Source organism: Sphingorhabdus sp. Alg231-15 (assembly GCF_900149705.1).
GTDB lineage: Bacteria > Pseudomonadota > Alphaproteobacteria > Sphingomonadales > Sphingomonadaceae > Parasphingorhabdus.
Genome location: NZ_LT703001.1, coordinates 1,576,209 through 1,594,200 on the forward strand (window position 1 = coordinate 1,576,209; position 17,992 = coordinate 1,594,200).

Below are 17,992 nucleotides of genomic sequence, written 5' to 3' on the forward strand. Positions count from 1 at the left end.
AACCCCCATGATATAAAGCCGCTATGGCCAGTGAGCCGCTATTAGCCTAGATAAATACGAAATGGTGAGTTTTTATGACATCTAATTGCTCTTCGCAGACTATCTGGTCAGCGCAGAATATCCGGACAATCGTTCAGACAGTGCTTGCGGCGCTTTTGTTTACGACATTGCTCGGCCTGAGTCCGGCCCGCGCGCAGGTTGACCTCAACAAGCGTGAGCTCAACGTGCCAGCCACACTGGTCGCGGAATCGCAGCAGGTACAGGCGGGGCAAAGCGTCACGCTGGCCTTTGTCATGACTCCCAAACCGACCTGGCACGGATATTGGGAAAATCCCGGTGATGCCGGAATCGGCATGAGTTTTGACTGGAATCTCCCCGATGGCGTGACTGCTGGCAAAGCGCAATATCCGGTGCCCGACACGCTACTGATTTCCGGGATCATGAACTATATTTACAAGGGCGACTATGCCGTCCTTGTCAATCTGGTCGTTTCAGAAAGGGTCAAGCCGGGACCGCTGCCAATCTCTGTCAAATCCGAATGGCTGGCCTGTACCGATGAAGTCTGTGTACCCGAACAAGATGAACTATCAATCAACTTGCAGGTTGTTGGCCCGGATGCTGCGGTGTCGCTCGACAATGCGTTTAATGACTATCGCGACGCTCTGCCGCGCCAGCTTGGCAGTGCTGCAACCTTCATCGTCAAGGATGACCTGTTCCGCTTATCCATCCCTTTTCCCGCCAATCTCGACGTTGAAAAGCCCTATTTCTTTATCAAGGAAGATGGGATTGTAGATTATGGTGCACCACAAAAGATCAATCGTGACGGCGATAGGCTGATCATCGAAACCGCTGCGCGCGGTGATGCACTGCAAGCCATCTCCGGCGTGCTCAAAATCGGTCCGAGCATGGGTCTTTCGCTGAAAGCGTCTGCTGGCGATGTCACAATGTCCGGCGTTCCAATCGGCAACGGAGGAGATGACGGAAATTTTCTCGGTGGTGGCGACCAGTCTAAAACGTCTCTGCTGTTGATCGCATTGGGCGGCGCTGTTGTCGGCGGCCTGCTGCTCAATCTGATGCCTTGCGTATTCCCTATCCTCAGTCTGAAAGCGATCAGCCTTGCCAAAGCCGGCGGCGATCAAGGCATCGTGCGGCGAGACGCGCTGGCCTATACCGCCGGTGTTGTCGTGGTTGCAACGGCCTTGGGCGCGTTGTTGCTGGCTCTGCGGGCGAGCGGAGCAGCAGTCGGTTGGGCGTTCCAGTTGCAGGATCCGCGGATCATATTCGGGCTACTGGCCCTGGTCACTGCTATCGGATTTAACCTCGCCGGCCTGTTCGAACTACCCAATGTCAATTTCGGCAACAAACTGGCCGACAAGGATGGGGCCGCCGGTTCCTTCTGGACTGGTGCTCTGGCAGCCTTCGTTGCAACCCCCTGCACCGGACCCTTCATGGCCGCTGCGCTGGGCGCAACAATCATCTTGCCGCCCATCGCGGCCTTGATCATCTTTGCTGGTCTTGGCGTCGGGCTGGCCTTACCCTTCCTGCTCATCGCCTTCGTACCGGCAATCCGCAACCGCTTGCCAAAACCGGGCGCTTGGCTGGACAGCTTCCGCAAAGCCATGGCGATCCCGATGTTCCTGACTTCGATCGGTCTTATCTGGTTGCTGGGAAGGCAAATTGGCGAAGATGCACTGGCGCTATCGCTGATCTTCCTGCTGCTTGTGGTGTTGATCCTCTGGTGGTTCGGCGGCAAGCAACTGAAAGGACAATCAGGCGGGTTTCTTACCAGCGGAGCGATTATCGCGGCCATTATCGGCGGCGTGATGTTCTTGCCCAGCGATGAAGCTATGGACAGTCAACGGGTGGCGACAGCGTCCTCCGCCACTTTGCCGAGTGAACCGTTTAGCGAGGCTAGATTGACCGAATTACGTGCGTCCAATCAACCGGTTTTCGCCTATTTCACAGCCGACTGGTGCATTACCTGCAAAGCCAATGAGGCCGCAGCGGTACAGCGTCAGGAAACCGCCGACGCCTTTGCCGCAGCCAATGTCGCTGTGTTGATGGGGGACTGGACTCGCCCCGATCCGGTGATCAGCAAGTTCCTTGAGAAACATGGCCGTGCTGGTGTTCCGCTTTATCTCTACTATGCGCCGGGCGAGGATCCTGTCATATTGCCGCAAATTTTGACCGTCGGCACGTTGACAGACTTGGTCACACAGCCCTTGCAAACCGCCAACGCTGATTGATCAAAAAAAGGAAATCATGATGTTTTATAAATCTGCCATCACTTCCATAACCACAGTGGCCGCCGTCGGCATGGCCATGCCCTTGGCCGCCGCACAGAAAAATGGTGCAATCGCCCAGGATTTCAAACTAACCGATATGCATGGAAAAACCGTTCAGCTGTCCAGCTTCCGAGGCAAGACCGTGGTCATCGAATGGCACAATCCCGGCTGTCCATTTGTCATGAAACATTATGATAGCGGCAATATGCAGGCTACCCAGGCTGCCGCCCGCAAACAGGGAGCCATCTGGCTCACCATCAACAGTGGTGCCGCGGGCAAACAGGGGCATATGAAAGGACCAGAGGCGCAAAAGCTCGTCAAGGAGCAAGGCCTGAACGCAGACCATTATCTGCTCGATGTCAAAGGTGTGGTGGGTAAGGCTTATGCTGCCAAGACAACACCGCACATGTATATTGTCGATGGGTCTGGAACGCTGGTTTATCAAGGTGGTATTGATGACAAGCCCACGGCGAACAAAGCCGATATCAAAGGCGCCCGCAATCACGTTACCGCTGCTTTGAAGGAAATAAAGGCGGGCAAAAATGTCAGCATCGCCCAGTCGCGACCCTATGGCTGTTCCGTCAAATATGGGAGCTGATGCGGTCAGTTGATATATAGAGAAAAGTAGGGCCGTCGCGCGATACACAACCAGCGCGCCAGCCCTACTCCCCCAAAAGTCCGGCGGCTTACAAACCCCCTGAAAGCCCCCGTAATACGGATAGCCGGACCTAAACTCTAATCAGCATTTCCAAAACATCATCAAAGGATCGGAGGACAGGTTTAATACACAACACAAACCTGTCCTCCGCCTTTGTTCCGACGGCAAGCGACCCTAAGCCGCCGCCGGCCAAACTAGTGACCCGTCAGGTTAAACTTTTTGGTGCCATTGGCGCCAACAAGTTCAATGCCCTTCGTACCTGACAGGCCAGAAAGCGGCATTGATTTTTCATAACGTTCCGCCCCAAGAGACCCACCCCGGTCTATTGAAACGTCATGATCATTTGCCGCGCGCGCTTCCCACGCTAACTCGATTTGCCGATATTCAGGCGCAGGATCGCCCAGTACCGGAAGTAACTTTATATTCGCATCTGGCCTTGGTGTTGGACCCGAAACAATCAGGTAAAGGCCCTGGCCCAAAGTTGGACCAGCCCGCAGTTCGGCAGAGTCGAATTCGGCAGCATTCACGCGGCTATACTGTGCCTGCGCGGTAACCTTGCCCGCTCTCATCTGTTCATCGTTGTTCACAACAAGCTCCATAAGAACCTCTCTGTCCAAAACCGAGATGCTGACCGCGGCTCATCATTCTGGCCGATCTTTCACTTTTCGTGTCAGCTCGTAACTACGCAACTTATGTAGGACTCTTTAGCCCAACAGAGCATGAACCGTCTTGTAAACTATTGTAACTGTTCGTAACACTTTGAAATTATATTACAATTATGTGCAATTTAATCGGCAAAGGCCAATTGGGTAGTTCAAAAAATGCTGCGCTGCACAAAAATCAGGGCGAATCGATTCGCCCTGATTGTCTATTGCTGATCTATTGCACCGCCAATCCGGCGTTCGCGGAAGCGTTCAGGCAGGCTTGCGAAACTTCATCGCAAAGCGGTTGGTTTTTCCGCGTACCGATGGATCGAAGACGTTTTTCTCCAGATCGTCTCCAGGGTTGGCGAACATATCGCTTTCCGCTTCCAGCACAAAACCGGCTTTTTCAAAATCAGCCTTGGTCGTGGCAGGATCGATCCGGTGAGTCTTCTCCACGACGGTTCTTGTGTCTCCGGCGCTGCCAACATGATCAATCACAGCGACAATACCGCCTGGTTTCATGCCCGCATAAAGCTTGGTCAGAAATGCCGCAGGGTCCATCCGCGGGATTTTGAATCTTTCGCTTTCCCAATAGAGATCATGGTAGATGAGGTGCATCATCGCGAAATCGTAACTGTCCGGCTCTGGTGTAAAATCGCCCAATTGCGATGGCACCAGGGACACGCCGGTTTGCCGGGTGGTAATTCCCGTCCATTTCGCTTTCGCCGCGTCACTCGATACAAATTGTGGCGGGTTTACCGCAGTTACGGACCCGTTTGCTCCAACTGCTGCACCCATGAGTTCGCTATAATAGCCACCACCGGCAAAAATATCGAGGACGGCATCACCGGCTTCGAGACCCATGAAAGCCAATGTTTCAGAAGGTTTACGGCTGGTATCCAGTTTTACATCAGCTTCATCCCGTCCGGCCGCTGCAACAGCTGCGGCCAGGTCAGGCGCGTTTTGTCCAGTCGCCTGTATTGCAATGGTGGATGTCTGATCATCATAAGCGGTCGCGCCAAATGCTAGAGCGGAACTCGCTAAGGCCATAAGTATAGTTGCTTGCATCATATCTCTCCCCAGATTGCTATAGCCGCAGAATGAACCTTGCCCGCTTGCTGTTCAAGCTGATTACTGGTCGTTGATCTATCAGCGAGTGTCGTTGGTCGAGAATAGTGATCCAGCACCGCTCGTCACCCAAGCAGCGGCTACTTAGAATTTTCGCTGCGTTTTGCCGTATCGCATTTTGCGCGTGCCCGGCTTGCCTTCGGTAGCGCGGCCTTTCGGCTTGGCCAATTGCAGGTCGGCAGGTAATCCCAGTTCATCAGCCTCGAGCTTGCGGATCTCATCGCGCAACCGTCCTGCTTCCTCAAACTCAAGATCAGCCGCGGCATCACGCATCCGTTTTTCAAGGCTTTCAATATGGCTGCGCAGGTTATGCCCGACAAGATGCTCGGTCTCGTCATCAATCGGCACGGTGACTTGGTCCTTGCTCGCTACATGAGCAACAATATCACCGATATTCTTCTTGATCGTTGTCGGCGTGATCCCGTGCAGCTGGTTATAAGCCTCCTGCTTTTCCCGCCGCCGTCCGGTTTCATTCAGCGCCCGCTCCATCGAGCCTGTGATCCGGTCCGCATAGAGGATCACCCGACCCTCCACATTACGCGCCGCGCGGCCGATGGTCTGGATCAGCGATGTTTCAGAGCGCAGGAAGCCTTCCTTGTCGGCGTCCAGTATCGCCACCAGTCCGCATTCGGGAATATCGAGTCCTTCCCGGAGCAGGTTGATCCCGACCAGCACATCATAAACGCCAAGCCGCAAATCCCGGATCAGTTCGATCCGCTCCAAAGTTTCGACATCGCTGTGCATATAGCGAACCTTCAAACCCGCCTCATGCATGAACTCGGTCAAATCCTCCGCCATGCGTTTGGTCAATGTCGTGACCAAGGTGCGATAGCCTTGCTGCGCCACCTTTTTGCACTCATTGATCAGATCATCGACCTGATCCTCAACCGGTTTTATCTCGACCGGCGGGTCAATCAGTCCCGTCGGGCGGATCACCTGTTCGGCAAATACGCCGCCGGTCTGCTCCATTTCCCATGACCCGGGTGTCGCCGATACGCTAACGGTCTGCGGCCGCATCGCGTCCCATTCATTGAACCGCAAGGGACGGTTGTCGATACAGCTCGGCAGCCGGAAGCCATATTCGGCAAGCGTTATCTTGCGCCGGTGATCGCCTTTGGACATCGCACCAATTTGCGGCACCGTCTGGTGACTCTCATCAACAAACAGCAAAGCATTGTCAGGCAGATACTCAAATAACGTCGGTGGTGGTTCGCCGGGCAATCGGCCGGTGAGAAAGCGGGAATAATTCTCGATACCGGCGCAACTGCCGGTTGCCGCGATCATTTCCAGATCGAAATTTGTGCGTTGCTCCAGCCGCTGATGCTCCAGCAGCTTGCCCTCAACCTCCAGCTCCTTAAGCCGCACGCCGAGTTCCAGCTTGATCGCTTCCATCGCCTGTTTCATCGTCGGCCCCGGCGTCACATAGTGGGAATTGGCGAAAATCCGAACCTGATTGAGGCTTGCCCCTTTCTTGCCCGTCAGCGGATCAAATTCGACAATCTCCTCAATCTCGTCGCCAAAGAAGGAAATCCGCCACGCCATGTCCTCATAATGCGACGGAAAAATTTCCAGATTGTCGCCGCGCACCCGGAAATTGCCACGCGCAAAAGCCTGATCATTGCGTTTATATTGAAGCGACACGAGCTTGCGGATGATATCACGCTGATCCACGGCTTGCTCTTTTTTGAGATCAAAGATCATCGCCGAATAGGTTTCGACCGAGCCAATACCATAGAGACAGGATACTGACGCGACGATAATCACATCATCCCGCTCCAGCAGCGACCGGGTCGCACTGTGGCGCATCCTGTCAATCGCTTCGTTTACCGAGCTTTCTTTCTCAATATAGGTATCTGACCGCGCGACATAGGCTTCCGGCTGATAATAGTCATAATAGCTGACGAAATATTCGACGGCATTATTGGGGAAAAAGCTTTTAAACTCCCCGTAAAGCTGTGCAGCGAGAATCTTATTGGGTGCTAAAATCAGCGCAGGACGCTGGGTTTGCTCGATAATCTTGGCCATTGTGAAAGTCTTGCCAGACCCGGTTACGCCGAGCAGTACCTGGTCCAATTCGTCACCCTTTATACCTCCCACCAGCTCCAGAATCGCCTCGGGCTGGTCGCCGGACGGTTCAAAATCGCTAACCAGTTCAAAGGCTTTACCGCCTTCGGACTTGTCGGGACGCACGGGTTTATGGGGAATGAAATTCTCGTCCGTTTCAGGTTCCGCCAAACCCTCTCTGATGACCAGTTTTACCATGCAAGCGATATGGAACAAAACGGGTCCATTGTCATCCCCCAATATGTTCCTGCATATGGGACTGTTAACGATGTTACACTTCCCAAATTTACAACGCTGATCAATCCGGTTATGGCAAATCAGGGTTCAGTAAATAGATGAGGGAAATCCAAGTGAAGAAGATATTTTTATCGGCGGCCGCCGTGGCGTTAATCGCGGGCTGTTCGAGCAATGGCGCAGATGCCGATGGTGATGGTGAAATCACCGCAGACGAAGTTGCCAAGGAAATGAATGAAGTCACCCTGGAACCCGGCGAATGGGAAAACACGGTTGAGATTGTCGATGTGCAAATCGAAGGCCTGCCTGAAGGTGCCCCTGCCGGGATGGTTGATGGCATGAAAGGCCAGAAGACAGTATCGAAAACCTGCATCACCGAAGAGCAGGCAAAAAACCCGGGCGCTGAATTTTTTGCCGCTCAGGAACAGACCGACTGCAAGATCAAGAAATTTGATATGAGCGGCGGCGCAATTGATTCTGAGATGTCATGCTCCAATGTCGGCGCACCTGGCGAGATGAACATGGCCATGAAGGGCCAATATGGTCCCAGCAGCTATGAAATGACTATGACCATGGATGGTGGCGCTGGCGGCATGCAAATGAATATCACTGCCAAGAATAACGGCAAACGGGTTGGTAGCTGCCCAGCAGGCTAGACCGTTGTTTTTCAACATACTCAAAAACGGAGCAAAGGCCCTGTGCTATTGCTCCGTTTTTTTTGGGATGTCCGGACCAGCTTCTGCTCAACCCATATTGAGGGCCGGACCGCCGGCAGCGGTAAAGGTCGATTTCAACGCGGATGATGAATCCGTAGTCGCTATTCAGGGCCTGTCCAATCGCACGACGGGCCGCGCGCTGATGCCTGATGACCCAGTTCGCATCGCGTCGATTTCTAAGCTCTTTGTGAGCCTCGGTGTCATGCGTTTGACCGAGCAAGGCCTGTTGCAGCTGGATCGCGACATTTCTGATTATCTGGGATGGTCCTTGCGGCATCCCGGCTACCCGGATGTGCCGATCACTTTGCAGCAGTTGCTTTCCCATCAATCCGGTTTGCGTGACGGTATCAATTATGCGCTGCCAATGGACGCGCGGCTACAAGACGAGCTGCAAGACCCGAAGGCATGGGACAATGATCATCAGCCAAGCCGGTATTTCGCTTATGCCAATCTTAATTTTCCGGTCGTTGCTGCGGTGATGGAGGCCGCCACCGGCAAGCGGTTTGACCAGATTATGAAGGATGAGCTGTTTGATCCACTCGCACTTGATGCCTGTTTCAACTGGACAATGTGCAGCGACAAAAAAATTGCCGCTGCCGTTACGCTTTATCGAACCAATGGCGATGTTGCCCGGGATGATCTGCGCGGTGTCCGGGAAGCCTGTTCCGTTGTTCCCACCCGCAAGGGCAACTGTGATCTGCAATCCTATCAGCTGGGGGTTACCGGCTCGATTTTCAGTCCTCAGGGCGGTTTACGCATCTCCGCCAAGGATCTTGCAAAGGTCGGTCAAATATTTCTGCGGAACGATGGCAGCTTTCTCAGCACTCAGAGCATTACCACAATGATCAGCCCCGCCTGGCAATATGATGGCACCAATGGCGAGAGCGAAGATGGCTATTTCTGCGCTTATGGACTGGCGGTCCATATACTCGCTGCTCCGGGGCGCCCGGCATCCTGCAGGGACGATCCCTTTCGCGATGGAGAAATGCGCTTTGGCCATAGCGGTGAAGCCTATTCTCTCAAATCCGGCCTGTGGATCAATCCGGTGCGTGGACAGGGCACCGCTTTCTATCGGACGCAGGTTCCGGAAAATGACCCGTCAGGTCATTGCATCTATTTCTGTGAGTGATAGGTTTCACTCCGAAACCGAATCAACAAACCCTCAATCGGTTCTCAATCAGGAGAAATACAGATGATCGCTTACACCATGCTCGGCACGAACGACAAAGACAAAGCCGTTGCGTTTTACGACAAGCTTTTCGAAAGCACCGATATCAAAAAGCTGTTTCAGACACCGCTTGGTGGTCAGTTTTACGGCAAGAAGCCCGGACAACCGATGATCTGCATCACCAATCCTTATGACGGCAATGAAGCCTGTTTCGGCAATGGCACCATGGTCGCTCTGTCCTTTGATGACACGGACCAGATTGATGCTCTGCATGCGAAGGCACTGGAGCTGGGTGCGGTTGATGAAGGCGAACCAGGATGGCGCGCGCCCGATGTCTTTTATGGGGCCTATTTTCGCGATCTTGATGGCAACAAGCTGTGCGTCTGCAAAATGAATATGGGAGGTTGAGATCATGATTGGATATGCAACTTTGGGTACCAACAATGTTGAGAAAGCCCGCGATTTTTATGATGTGCTGCTTGGCGAAATTGGAGCAAAACGATTGATGGAACTCGAAGAAGGTGGCTTCACTCTCTACGGCGCAGAAATGGGCGCTCCGTCTCTGGCCATCACCCAGCCCTATAATGGTCAAGCGGCTGTCCCGGGCAATGGCAACATGCTCGCCATTCCTTTCGAAGAACGTTCCCAGATCGACAGCTTCTATAGCAAAGCCATTGAGCTTGGCGGCAGTGATGAAGGAGCCCCCGGTGTTCGTGGCGACGAAGGTCCACAGGCTTTCTATGCAGCCTATTTCCGTGATCCGGATGGCAACAAGCTTTGCGCTTTCCGAGTTGGGCCTGCATAAGGAGAGAAACTTCACGGGGAGAAATATCTTGAAACATCTGATTCTGGGTCTGGTAGCAGGCGGCGTTCTTCTATCTGGCGTGCCGGCGGCTGCCCAATCGAGCGATCTCGCAAAGGCTGTTGCTGCGGATTATGACGCCAAGCTCGAAGCTTTGTTTGTGGATTTTCATCGCAACCCCGAACTCTCCTACAAGGAAGTCCGCACCGCCGGCATCATTGCCAAGGAGTGGCGCGCGGTGGGATGGGATGTCACAGAGAAAGTCGGTGGCACTGGTGTCGTCGCGGTCATGAAAAATGGTGAAGGCCCGACACTGATGCTGCGCGCCGATATGGACGGCCTGCCACTCGTTGAGGATAGCGGGCTGGACTATATGTCCACCGTCACCCAGGTCAGTATTGATGGCGAGGAAAAGCCGGTCATGCACGCTTGCGGTCATGACGTGCATATTACTTCGCTGATCGGCACAGCACGGCGTTTGTCGGCAATGAAAGACCAGTGGCGTGGTACAATTGTCTTGATCGCGCAGCCTGCCGAAGAGCGCATTGGCGGCGCGAAACTGATGATGGACGATGGCCTTTACAGCCGTTTTCCCAAGCCGGATTTTGCGATGGCTTTTCACGTTTCGGCTGACACGCCGACCGGTAAGATGGCACTTAAGGAAGGCATCACCTATTCCTCGTCCGACAGTGTCGACATTACCGTGCACGGGGTCGGCGCGCATGGCGCATCACCGCATCGAGGCAAGGACCCGATTGTGATGGGCGCGCAAATCATCATGAACCTGCAAACCATCGTCAGCCGGGAAATTGCGCCTCTGAAACCCGCCGTCGTGACGGTCGGTGCGTTTAACAGCGGGTTTAAGCACAACATCATTTCCGATAAAGCGACCATGCAACTTACCGTCCGGTCGGATGATCAGGAGACCCGTGAGAAATTGCTCGAGGGCATCAAGCGTATCGCCGAAAATGTCGGGCGGATGAATGGCCTGCCCGAGGATAAGCTGCCAGAGGTCAAGATCTCCCATGAGCGGACACCGGCCACTTATAATGATGCGACATTGTCACGGCGGATCAGAGGCCTGTTTTCAGAGCGTTTCGGAGCAGATGTCTTTGACGATCAGCCGCGCGAAGGCATGGGCGCAGAGGATTTTGCCTATTTTGTTGCCCCCAATACCGATGTCCCGGGCGTGTATTTTAGCGTTGGCGGTACGCCGCAGGTGGACTTTGACCGTGAAGATGCTGGCGGCGCACCAGTGCCATCCCATCACTCGCCCTTCTTCAAGGTCGCACCGCGAGAGTCGGTGACGCTAGGAACCGAAGCCATGACCGCCGCCGCGTTGGATTTGCTTGCCCCAAAAACCGAGTAACGTCGATGGCAGACGATCTTTCTGACATCCAGATCGCGGCCTTGAAAAGTCTTTTGCTCGAACGCCAGACAGAACTCAAAGCGCTGGATGAAGAAGCAGCGGGTTGGAGCGATACGGTAGAGCTTGACCAGCAAAGCGTCGGCCGCCTGTCGCGGATGGACGCCATGCAGCAGCAGGAAATGGCACAGGCTGAGGCGCGTCGGCGGGTCAATGATCTGGCGCGGATCGACATCGCGCTGAAACGTATCGAGGAGTGCGAATATGGATGGTGTGCCGAATGCGGCGATCCCATTGCCTACAAGCGCCTCGAGATTGATCCGGCTGCGGCGCTATGCATAGGTTGCGCGTCATGAGTTTATTGGCATCTCGTTGGACACCGCTTCTTATCGGCCTGCTTCTCAGCATCGGTGCGGTTGGAGCGGGCTTCATCACGGGAACAGAGCATATCCAAGGCGCACAGCTTTCTGCACGCTGGACGTCGCGAGTGGGTGTGCCTGTATTTCTGACCGCCTACCTCGCCTCGACACTTTTCCAACTGTCCAAAAATGACCTAACCAAAATCCTGATGCGGCGGAGGCGACAATGGGGACTGGCCTTTGCATGGACACATAGCGTGCATCTGGCGGCACTGATCTATTATCTGGTCATCGCGAAAACCCCGCCAGATTTAATTACGATATTAGGCGGCGGACTTGCCTATTTCATGATCTATGTAATGGCATTGACGTCCAACAACTGGTCAATGAAACTTTTGGGCAAAAACTGGAAACGGCTTCATGTTTTTGGAATCCATTATATCTGGTTTATCTATGTTTTTACCTATCTCGGACGACTGACCGATCCGGAACTAAATCATGTCGGCATTGTTGGTTCCGGCTTGTTGTTCGTAGCACTAATCATTCGGCTCTATGCCAAATGGCGCAAGCCCCTCGAAAAGCATTAAAGACTGACCCAAAGGAATCTATCTCGCGTGCTGCGTTTATTATAGGGTCCTTTGAGCTGTTTTCACGACGTCATTCGCAGCCAAAGTTCACACATATTACACCCCCTTTCGTGGAGAGGTTTGCCGAAGATGGTAATGTGTAGGACTGATATTCAAAACTGAGAAAGAGCAGCAGTAAGTATAGCTTTTCCGGGCAATGTAGGAAAGCCTGTGACCGCTGAATCCGGCGTGGGCATCTACCTCGCGGAACAAATATCTTGACATGCAACTATATGGTTGCATAATTACAAACATGACTGATGTGTTCCACGCCCTTGCCGATGAGTCGCGCCGCCTGCTTCTCGACCGCCTGTTTGAAAAAGGTGGGCAGAGCCTTAATGACCTTTGCCAAGGCTTCCCTATGTCCCGTCAGGGCGTGGCGAAGCATCTCGGGATTTTGCAGAAAGCCAATCTGGTCTCCGTCCATTGGCAGGGCCGGACCAAACTCCATTATCTCAACCCCGTTCCGCTCGGCGATATTGTTCACCGCTGGGTCGGCAAGTTTGAAGATGCCCGGATTGCCGCACTAACCGATTTCAAGGATCAAATAGAAGAAGACCAAAAGCCAAAACAGGAGAAACGCCGTGCCTGACACCTCCATCATTGAAACCATCCCCACCCGTGCCTCGACCGGAGAGCCATGCGCGCCGGATTTCGTCTACACAATCTATATCGCCGCCAGTGCGGAAAAAGTCTGGAACGGCCTGATCGACCGCGAAATGACCAAGGCCTATTGGGGGCATTATAATGAATCCGACTGGAAACAGGGATCACGCTGGGAACATGTTGGCAGCAGCAGCGGCAAGGTTGATGTCAGAGGTCAGATTATCGAAATTGATCCGCCACATAAGATGGTCTGGAGCTGGGCATTCGCAGCCGAAGCGGATCAACCAGCCAAGCTGTCGCGTGTGACTTATGAATTAATTGCGCTGGGCCCTGATACGAAACTCACTGTAACCCATAGCGAATTGGAACCTGGTTCTTCGATGGACATTGGCGTTCGTGAGGGTTGGTCTGCCGTTCTGAGCAACCTCAAGAGCATGATGGAAACCGGAAAAGCTATGTCAGAAGAGGATTGGAAATGATTTCCGATGGTTAGCCGTCAAATAGACTCAATTTTACGCTGAACGGAACCATAAGCACTTTCCCCTTTGAAAACCGGCGACTAATGTCCTGAAGATGGATGCCATCAGCAATCTTCCGGCGGATATCAGGCCGCATGAAGGCGAGTTTCGCGATTATCATCATTATTATGCCTGCCGTGTCTATTATGAAGACACGGACTTTTCGGGCATTGTGTATCACGCCAACTACCTGAAATTTATGGAACGAGCGCGATCCGACATGCTGCATCAGTTGGGCATGGACCAGCGCGCCGCGTTTGAAGCCGATGATGGCGCCTATGCCGTGGTCGATATGCACATCAAATATATTGCGCCAGCCAAATTTCAGGATAATCTGCTCGTCATTAGTCATGTCAGCAAATTGCGCAAAGCCAGCGTACACATCGAACAGATCATCATGCGCGGAGACGAAAAAATAGCGTCAGCCAGCGTTCAGGCAGCCTTCCTTACGCCCGCAGGGCGGCCTAGGCGACAGCCTGAGGCATGGACGAAAGCCTTTGCGGCTGTCATTGACCGTTCCGACGATGATATTGAAAGAAAATAAGAGGACACAGCCTTGCTAGACAGTCTCCCCATCCAAGCCGTATCCGGCGAATTTTCGCCTTTTGCCTTGTTTATACAGGCGGATATCATTGTTAAAGCAGTGATGATCGGCTTGCTGCTCGCCAGCGTCTGGACATGGACCATCATTGTCAGCTTTGCGATGAAAATAGGCCGGGTTGCCAAGAAATCGGAACGGTTTGAACAGTCTTTCTCCAAAACCGACGATGTTGACAAATTTTTTGAGAATAATGGCAAGTCGAACCTCCCGATGGCCAAGGTTCTGGCCTCTGGCATGCGCGAATGGCGGCGGTCGACCGCACGCGGCCCGATTGACCGGGATGGCACGCGGCAACGCTTGGCGACTGCGATGAACGCAACCATCGCCCATGAGGTTGATCGGCTTGCAGATCGATTAAACTTCCTCGCCACGGTCGGTAGCGTAGCGCCCTTTGTCGGCCTGTTCGGCACCGTCTGGGGCATTATGCGCAGTTTTTCGGCTATTGCTGCCGAACAGAATAGCTCCCTCGCAGTGGTGGCGCCGGGTATAGCTGAAGCGTTGTTTGCCACCGCCATCGGCCTGTTTGCCGCTATCCCTGCGGTGATCGCCTATAACCGCTTCTCACACCGGCTCAACAAGCTGGAAGCCCGCATGGGCCGCTTTGCCGACGGCTTTCACGCGACATTGAGTCGCGAGCTGGAATTGGGAGAATAGGCGATGGCAATGAACCTCGCCCCTGGTAATGGCCGCCGCGTTCGCGGTCGCGCGCCGATGTCTGAGATTAACGTCACACCGTTTGTTGATGTCATGCTGGTGCTGCTGATCATTTTCATGGTCACCGCCCCGCTGCTTGTTGCAGGCGTACCGGTGGACCTACCGGAAAGCCGGGCCAATGCGCTGGAGCAGGACCAGGAACCGGTGCAGATTTCGATTGACCAGGACGGCCGGATTTATCTGGATGATGACGAAATGAGCCGAAATGCTCTCGCAACGCGTTTAAACGAAATTGCCGCAAATCAGAGCCCTGAAGACCCTCGGCAGATCATGCTGCGCGGCGACAAAACACTGGATTACGGTCTGATCATGGGGGTTATGGGTGAGCTTAATCGCGCGGGCCTGAACCGGGTGTCATTAGTCACAACAGGTTCATCTGAGTGAAATTAGGTATTGCAGGCTGTTATGGAAAGAGCTGAAAAAATTGGCTTAGGCGTCGCTGCTGGCGGGCATATTGCCCTGTTCGGCGTGCTTTCGCTGAGTTTGCTGTCCCAGCCGGATGAAGCCTATAAGCCCAAAGCCATCGAAGTCATGATCGCTGATGAAGTCGGCCTGGAAAGCGCTTCGCCCAATCCTGCATTGATTCCACCAGCAACGAGTGTCGCCCCGGAATTGGGTGATCCTGATCCGGCGGATTTAAGTGAACCGGAACCCGCGGAACTTACACCAGCTCCCGATATAAAACCTACACCGCAACGCCAAAAGCCAGTTGCGAAGCCTAAACCCAAGCCGAAGGATAAACCGAAACCAAAGGGATCTCGTCTTGGCAAAGATTTCCTGAAAGGTGTCACCGATCAGTCGTCGGTTAGCCGCAACCAGAATGTTACCGGCGAAAAGGCCTCAGCCAGAGCGGTCGCGTCCTTGCAACAGGAACTCTATCGACAGCTCAAACGTCAATGGAAGCCGCCAACCGGGGCTGATGCCGAAAAATTGCGGACGAAGGTCACCGCGCGGCTAGACCGTAGCGGCAATATTGTCGGCACACCGAGCGCCACGACAAGCGGTATCACGCCCGGCAATCGATCCCAAGCCGCTATTCACAAAGAGCGCGCTATCGCGGCGGTAAAACTGGCCGCGCCCTACACAACATTTCCCGAGAAATACTATAGCGAGTGGCAGGTAATCGAACCTGTTCTATACCTCGGTATATAGGCTCGGAATGAAGGAGAGTAATATGGCTATTACAGCCGCTAAACACATCAGTTCATGGTTCATGGCCCTTACGGTCATGGCAGGGCTAGCCATGCCAGCGCAGGCCCAGTTAACTGTAGATGTCGACAATGTCGGCGCCGATGAATTGACCATCGCTGTGCCTGGCCTGCCCACACCGCGAAGTCAGGAAACGCCCGCTGGTACAACGGCTGAACTAGGCAACAAGATCAGCGATGTCATTGTCAGCAACCTGCGTTCCAGCGGATTGTTCAAACCTTTAGGTCGCAATCAGGTTCGCGGTATCAGCTTCGCCGAAGTGACATCACCGCAATTTCCCTATTGGAATGGCACCAATGCGTCGGCCCTGATTCAGGGCTTTGTGCGGACCAATGGTGATGGCAAGCTTACCGTCGGTTGCTATCTTTATGACGTGGCATTGCAAACCGAGCTGACCCGGCAAGGCTTTGTCGTTGCACCGCGGGATTGGCGACGGGCAGCCCATAAATGTGCCGACAGCATCTATTCGCGTCTGACCGGTGAATCACCCTTTTTTGATAGCCGGATCGCCTATATTGCTGAAACCGGTCCCAAGGATAATCGCCGCAAAAGACTGGCGATCATGGACAGTGACGGCGCCAACCACCGGTTCATCACCAATGGCCAGGCGACCGCCCTCACCCCGCGCTTCTCACCTGATTATAAGCGGATCGTCTATCTCAGCTTCCTGGACGGCAATCCCCGTATCTATGTTTATGAAATAGGAACAGGTCGTCAGAAACTGATTACACAGAGCACCAATCCGACCTTTGCACCGCGCTGGTCGCCCGATGGCAAGTGGATACTCTATTCAATGGCCATTGCCGGCAACACCGATATCTACAAGGTATCCTCGCAGGGTGGTGAATCCAAGCGTCTAACCTTCTCACCTGGCATCGACATTGGCGGCAGCTTTTCGCCTGATGGAAGCCGGATCGTATTTGAAAGCGACCGTTCGGGCAGCCAGCAACTTTATGTCATGGGTGCCAATGGTGGCAATGAGCGGCGGATCAGCTTTGGCGGCGGACGCTTTGCGACGCCGGAGTGGAGTCCACGCGGTGACCTGATCGCCTTCACCAGAATTGCCGGTAATTTCCGGGTTGGTGTCATGACCCCCAGTGGTGGCGGGCAACGCTTGCTAACCAATAGCTGGCAGGACGAGGCCCCGACCTGGGCGCCCAATGGCCGGATCATCCAGTTTTTCAGAACCTCTCGCGGTAACGGCAAAACCGGCATTTGGCAGGTTGACCTGACAGGCCGAAATGAACGGCGATTGCCCACCCCTGTTGACGGCTCAGATCCCGCATGGGGGCCTTTACTACCTTGAGAAGTTCGACAAAATTCCAAGTAAAGTGAGACAAGTAGCTGAAAAACGGTTATAACTACCCCCAAGGGCAAATAAGACTAGGAGCAGAAATATGTTAAAATATGCGACCCCCCTCCTGATTACCTCCAGCTTGATACTGGCTGGTTGCGCTAAAAAGGCGCCAGAAGAATTGCCACCAGCACCAGCTGGCACAAGCGAGCCGACGACACCGCCGCCGCCTGCTGGTCCTGGCTATGCTCCGGGGTCACAGGGCGATTTCCTGGCTAATACAATGTCGGATCGGATCTTGTTTGATACTGATCGCTATAATGTCGATTCACAGGATCAGGTCGTCCTGCAGAGTCAGGCCCAATGGCTGGCCCAGCATCCCAATGCGCGGATCACCATTGAAGGCCATGCCGATGAGCGAGGCACTCGCGATTACAACCTTGCGCTGGGCGAACGCCGCGCCAATGCCGCGAAGAACTATCTCGCATCCCTTGGGGTCAGCCCCACCCGGATGACCACGGTCAGCTATGGTAAAGAACGTCCAGAAGCGTTGGGTTCCAATGAAGCCGCATGGGCACAAAACCGCCGTGCCGTGAGCGTTGTTGTTCAGTAATCGCTGAAAACAGACATAGAAAAGGCCGCTAACCCGACTGGGCAGCGGCCTTTTTCATGTCTTGGACAATGGCTTATTTCCGTGTGCCGGTCATTGCCATTTCACCAAATGCACCTGCATTGACAGAACCGGTCAATGCATCGCCATCGATGGTCGCCGTGCCTTCCAATTTCATTGGCATTGGTACGGTCATGTTCATGACCCATGTCAGGGTATTCCCGTCTACCTTGCCGTCTTCCAGTTCCATGGACCCCATTGCGCCTTCGTTGGTGCCAGTGAACGTATCGCCATTTGTGACAATCGTCACGACAGAGGCTTGGTCACCCATCGGGGATTTGGTTACGCAATCATATGAACCATCAATTGACATATTATTCTCCTTTTTAA

Annotated in this window: 21 protein-coding genes; 17 read left to right on the top strand and 4 right to left on the bottom strand. The window is 53.8% G+C overall.

Annotation, left to right across the window (positions count from 1 at the left end; translation table 11 throughout):
• Window positions 1-74 precede the first annotated feature (74 nt).
• The gene (locus DG177_RS07750; protein ID WP_108810956.1) at window positions 75-2,246 is read left to right on the top strand and encodes a protein-disulfide reductase DsbD domain-containing protein; all 2,172 of its coding nucleotides are present in this window, start codon (window positions 75-77) and stop codon (window positions 2,244-2,246) included.
• A 16-nt stretch (window positions 2,247-2,262) separates the two neighbouring features.
• Window positions 2,263-2,883 carry a redoxin domain-containing protein gene (locus DG177_RS07755; RefSeq protein WP_337658631.1) on the top strand — a complete coding sequence of 207 codons (621 nt, stop codon included), beginning with the start codon at window positions 2,263-2,265 and terminating at the stop codon, window positions 2,881-2,883.
• 254 nt (window positions 2,884-3,137) lie between these two features.
• On the opposite strand, the gene DG177_RS07760 is transcribed toward DG177_RS07755, so the two are convergent.
• The 3 genes from DG177_RS07760 to uvrB all read right to left on the bottom strand — a co-directional run bounded on the left by DG177_RS07760 (window position 3,138) and on the right by uvrB (window position 6,977).
• A complete protein-coding gene (locus DG177_RS07760; protein WP_337658632.1) occupies window positions 3,138-3,530 on the bottom strand; it encodes a hypothetical protein in 393 nt (130 codons plus the stop codon).
• Window positions 3,531-3,857: 327 nt separating this feature from the next.
• Window positions 3,858-4,658: a class I SAM-dependent methyltransferase gene (locus DG177_RS07765; protein ID WP_108810958.1), complete on the bottom strand. Its 801-nt coding sequence runs from the start codon at window positions 4,656-4,658 to the stop codon at window positions 3,858-3,860.
• Window positions 4,659-4,799: 141 nt separating this feature from the next.
• Complete coding sequence (gene uvrB, locus DG177_RS07770; protein ID WP_108810959.1) at window positions 4,800-6,977, bottom strand: excinuclease ABC subunit UvrB; 2,178 nt, start codon at window positions 6,975-6,977, stop codon at window positions 4,800-4,802.
• A 152-nt stretch (window positions 6,978-7,129) separates the two neighbouring features.
• Here uvrB and DG177_RS07775 point away from each other — a divergent pair, with 152 nt between their 5' ends.
• From DG177_RS07775 to pal, 15 genes are all read left to right on the top strand, one after another.
• Complete coding sequence (locus tag DG177_RS07775) at window positions 7,130-7,669, top strand: DUF3617 domain-containing protein (RefSeq protein WP_337658633.1); 540 nt, start codon at window positions 7,130-7,132, stop codon at window positions 7,667-7,669.
• Between the two features lie 67 nt (window positions 7,670-7,736).
• Window positions 7,737-8,858: a serine hydrolase gene (locus DG177_RS07780; protein ID WP_108810961.1), complete on the top strand. Its 1,122-nt coding sequence runs from the start codon at window positions 7,737-7,739 to the stop codon at window positions 8,856-8,858.
• Between the two features lie 63 nt (window positions 8,859-8,921).
• Window positions 8,922-9,305 carry a VOC family protein gene (locus DG177_RS07785; RefSeq protein WP_108810962.1) on the top strand — a complete coding sequence of 128 codons (384 nt, stop codon included), beginning with the start codon at window positions 8,922-8,924 and terminating at the stop codon, window positions 9,303-9,305.
• Between the two features lie 4 nt (window positions 9,306-9,309).
• Window positions 9,310-9,702, top strand: coding sequence for a VOC family protein (locus DG177_RS07790; RefSeq protein WP_108810963.1), 393 nt, complete (start codon window positions 9,310-9,312; stop codon window positions 9,700-9,702).
• Between the two features lie 28 nt (window positions 9,703-9,730).
• Window positions 9,731-11,068, top strand: coding sequence for an amidohydrolase (locus DG177_RS07795; RefSeq protein WP_337658634.1), 1,338 nt, complete (start codon window positions 9,731-9,733; stop codon window positions 11,066-11,068).
• A gap of 5 nt (window positions 11,069-11,073) precedes the next feature.
• The gene (locus DG177_RS07800) at window positions 11,074-11,421 is read left to right on the top strand and encodes a TraR/DksA C4-type zinc finger protein (protein WP_108810965.1); all 348 of its coding nucleotides are present in this window, start codon (window positions 11,074-11,076) and stop codon (window positions 11,419-11,421) included.
• Entirely contained in the window at window positions 11,418-12,011 is a 594-nt protein-coding gene (locus DG177_RS07805) for a hypothetical protein (protein ID WP_108810966.1), read from the top strand. The genes DG177_RS07800 and DG177_RS07805 overlap by 4 nt, the downstream gene beginning before the upstream one ends.
• Before the next feature lie 292 nt (window positions 12,012-12,303).
• A complete protein-coding gene (locus tag DG177_RS07810) occupies window positions 12,304-12,642 on the top strand; it encodes a helix-turn-helix domain-containing protein (RefSeq protein ID WP_108810967.1) in 339 nt (112 codons plus the stop codon).
• Window positions 12,635-13,135 carry an SRPBCC domain-containing protein gene (locus DG177_RS07815; protein ID WP_108810968.1) on the top strand — a complete coding sequence of 167 codons (501 nt, stop codon included), beginning with the start codon at window positions 12,635-12,637 and terminating at the stop codon, window positions 13,133-13,135. The genes DG177_RS07810 and DG177_RS07815 overlap by 8 nt, the downstream gene beginning before the upstream one ends.
• Window positions 13,136-13,229: 94 nt before the next feature.
• The gene (locus DG177_RS07820) at window positions 13,230-13,718 is read left to right on the top strand and encodes a YbgC/FadM family acyl-CoA thioesterase (RefSeq protein ID WP_108810969.1); all 489 of its coding nucleotides are present in this window, start codon (window positions 13,230-13,232) and stop codon (window positions 13,716-13,718) included.
• Between the two features lie 12 nt (window positions 13,719-13,730).
• Window positions 13,731-14,429, top strand: coding sequence for a protein TolQ (gene tolQ / locus DG177_RS07825; RefSeq protein WP_108810970.1), 699 nt, complete (start codon window positions 13,731-13,733; stop codon window positions 14,427-14,429).
• A 3-nt stretch (window positions 14,430-14,432) separates the two neighbouring features.
• Window positions 14,433-14,873, top strand: coding sequence for a protein TolR (gene tolR / locus DG177_RS07830; RefSeq protein WP_108810971.1), 441 nt, complete (start codon window positions 14,433-14,435; stop codon window positions 14,871-14,873).
• 21 nt (window positions 14,874-14,894) lie between these two features.
• Window positions 14,895-15,641 (top strand): cell envelope biogenesis protein TolA, encoded by a 747-nt coding sequence (locus DG177_RS07835; protein ID WP_108810972.1) that lies wholly within the window; start codon window positions 14,895-14,897, stop codon window positions 15,639-15,641.
• A 22-nt stretch (window positions 15,642-15,663) separates the two neighbouring features.
• Window positions 15,664-17,004, top strand: a complete 1,341-nt coding sequence (gene tolB / locus DG177_RS07840; protein ID WP_108810973.1) for a Tol-Pal system beta propeller repeat protein TolB — start codon at window positions 15,664-15,666, stop codon at window positions 17,002-17,004.
• A 91-nt stretch (window positions 17,005-17,095) separates the two neighbouring features.
• Complete coding sequence (gene pal, locus DG177_RS07845) at window positions 17,096-17,605, top strand: peptidoglycan-associated lipoprotein Pal (protein ID WP_108810974.1); 510 nt, start codon at window positions 17,096-17,098, stop codon at window positions 17,603-17,605.
• A gap of 73 nt (window positions 17,606-17,678) precedes the next feature.
• On the opposite strand, the gene DG177_RS07850 is transcribed toward pal, so the two are convergent.
• Entirely contained in the window at window positions 17,679-17,975 is a 297-nt protein-coding gene (locus DG177_RS07850) for a hypothetical protein (RefSeq protein WP_108810975.1), read from the bottom strand.
• Window positions 17,976-17,992: the final 17 nt, after the last annotated feature.

Bases quoted from the DNA above. Each gene is read 5' to 3' on its own strand.
- DG177_RS07750 (WP_108810956.1), top strand. From the start codon at position 75: ATGACATCTAATTGCTCTTCGCAGACTATCTGGTCAGCGCAGAATATC.
- DG177_RS07755 (WP_337658631.1), top strand. From the start codon at position 2,263: ATGATGTTTTATAAATCTGCCATCACTTCCATAACCACAGTGGCCGCC.
- DG177_RS07765 (WP_108810958.1), bottom strand. From the start codon at position 4,658: ATGATGCAAGCAACTATACTTATGGCCTTAGCGAGTTCCGCTCTAGCA.
- uvrB (WP_108810959.1), bottom strand. From the start codon at position 6,977: ATGGTAAAACTGGTCATCAGAGAGGGTTTGGCGGAACCTGAAACGGAC.
- DG177_RS07780 (WP_108810961.1), top strand. From the start codon at position 7,737: ATGTCCGGACCAGCTTCTGCTCAACCCATATTGAGGGCCGGACCGCCG.
- DG177_RS07785 (WP_108810962.1), top strand. From the start codon at position 8,922: ATGATCGCTTACACCATGCTCGGCACGAACGACAAAGACAAAGCCGTT.
- DG177_RS07790 (WP_108810963.1), top strand. From the start codon at position 9,310: ATGATTGGATATGCAACTTTGGGTACCAACAATGTTGAGAAAGCCCGC.
- DG177_RS07800 (WP_108810965.1), top strand. From the start codon at position 11,074: ATGGCAGACGATCTTTCTGACATCCAGATCGCGGCCTTGAAAAGTCTT.
- DG177_RS07805 (WP_108810966.1), top strand. From the start codon at position 11,418: ATGAGTTTATTGGCATCTCGTTGGACACCGCTTCTTATCGGCCTGCTT.
- DG177_RS07810 (WP_108810967.1), top strand. From the start codon at position 12,304: ATGACTGATGTGTTCCACGCCCTTGCCGATGAGTCGCGCCGCCTGCTT.
- DG177_RS07820 (WP_108810969.1), top strand. From the start codon at position 13,230: ATGGATGCCATCAGCAATCTTCCGGCGGATATCAGGCCGCATGAAGGC.
- tolR (WP_108810971.1), top strand. From the start codon at position 14,433: ATGGCAATGAACCTCGCCCCTGGTAATGGCCGCCGCGTTCGCGGTCGC.
- DG177_RS07835 (WP_108810972.1), top strand. From the start codon at position 14,895: ATGGAAAGAGCTGAAAAAATTGGCTTAGGCGTCGCTGCTGGCGGGCAT.
- tolB (WP_108810973.1), top strand. From the start codon at position 15,664: ATGGCTATTACAGCCGCTAAACACATCAGTTCATGGTTCATGGCCCTT.
- pal (WP_108810974.1), top strand. From the start codon at position 17,096: ATGTTAAAATATGCGACCCCCCTCCTGATTACCTCCAGCTTGATACTG.
- DG177_RS07850 (WP_108810975.1), bottom strand. From the start codon at position 17,975: ATGTCAATTGATGGTTCATATGATTGCGTAACCAAATCCCCGATGGGT.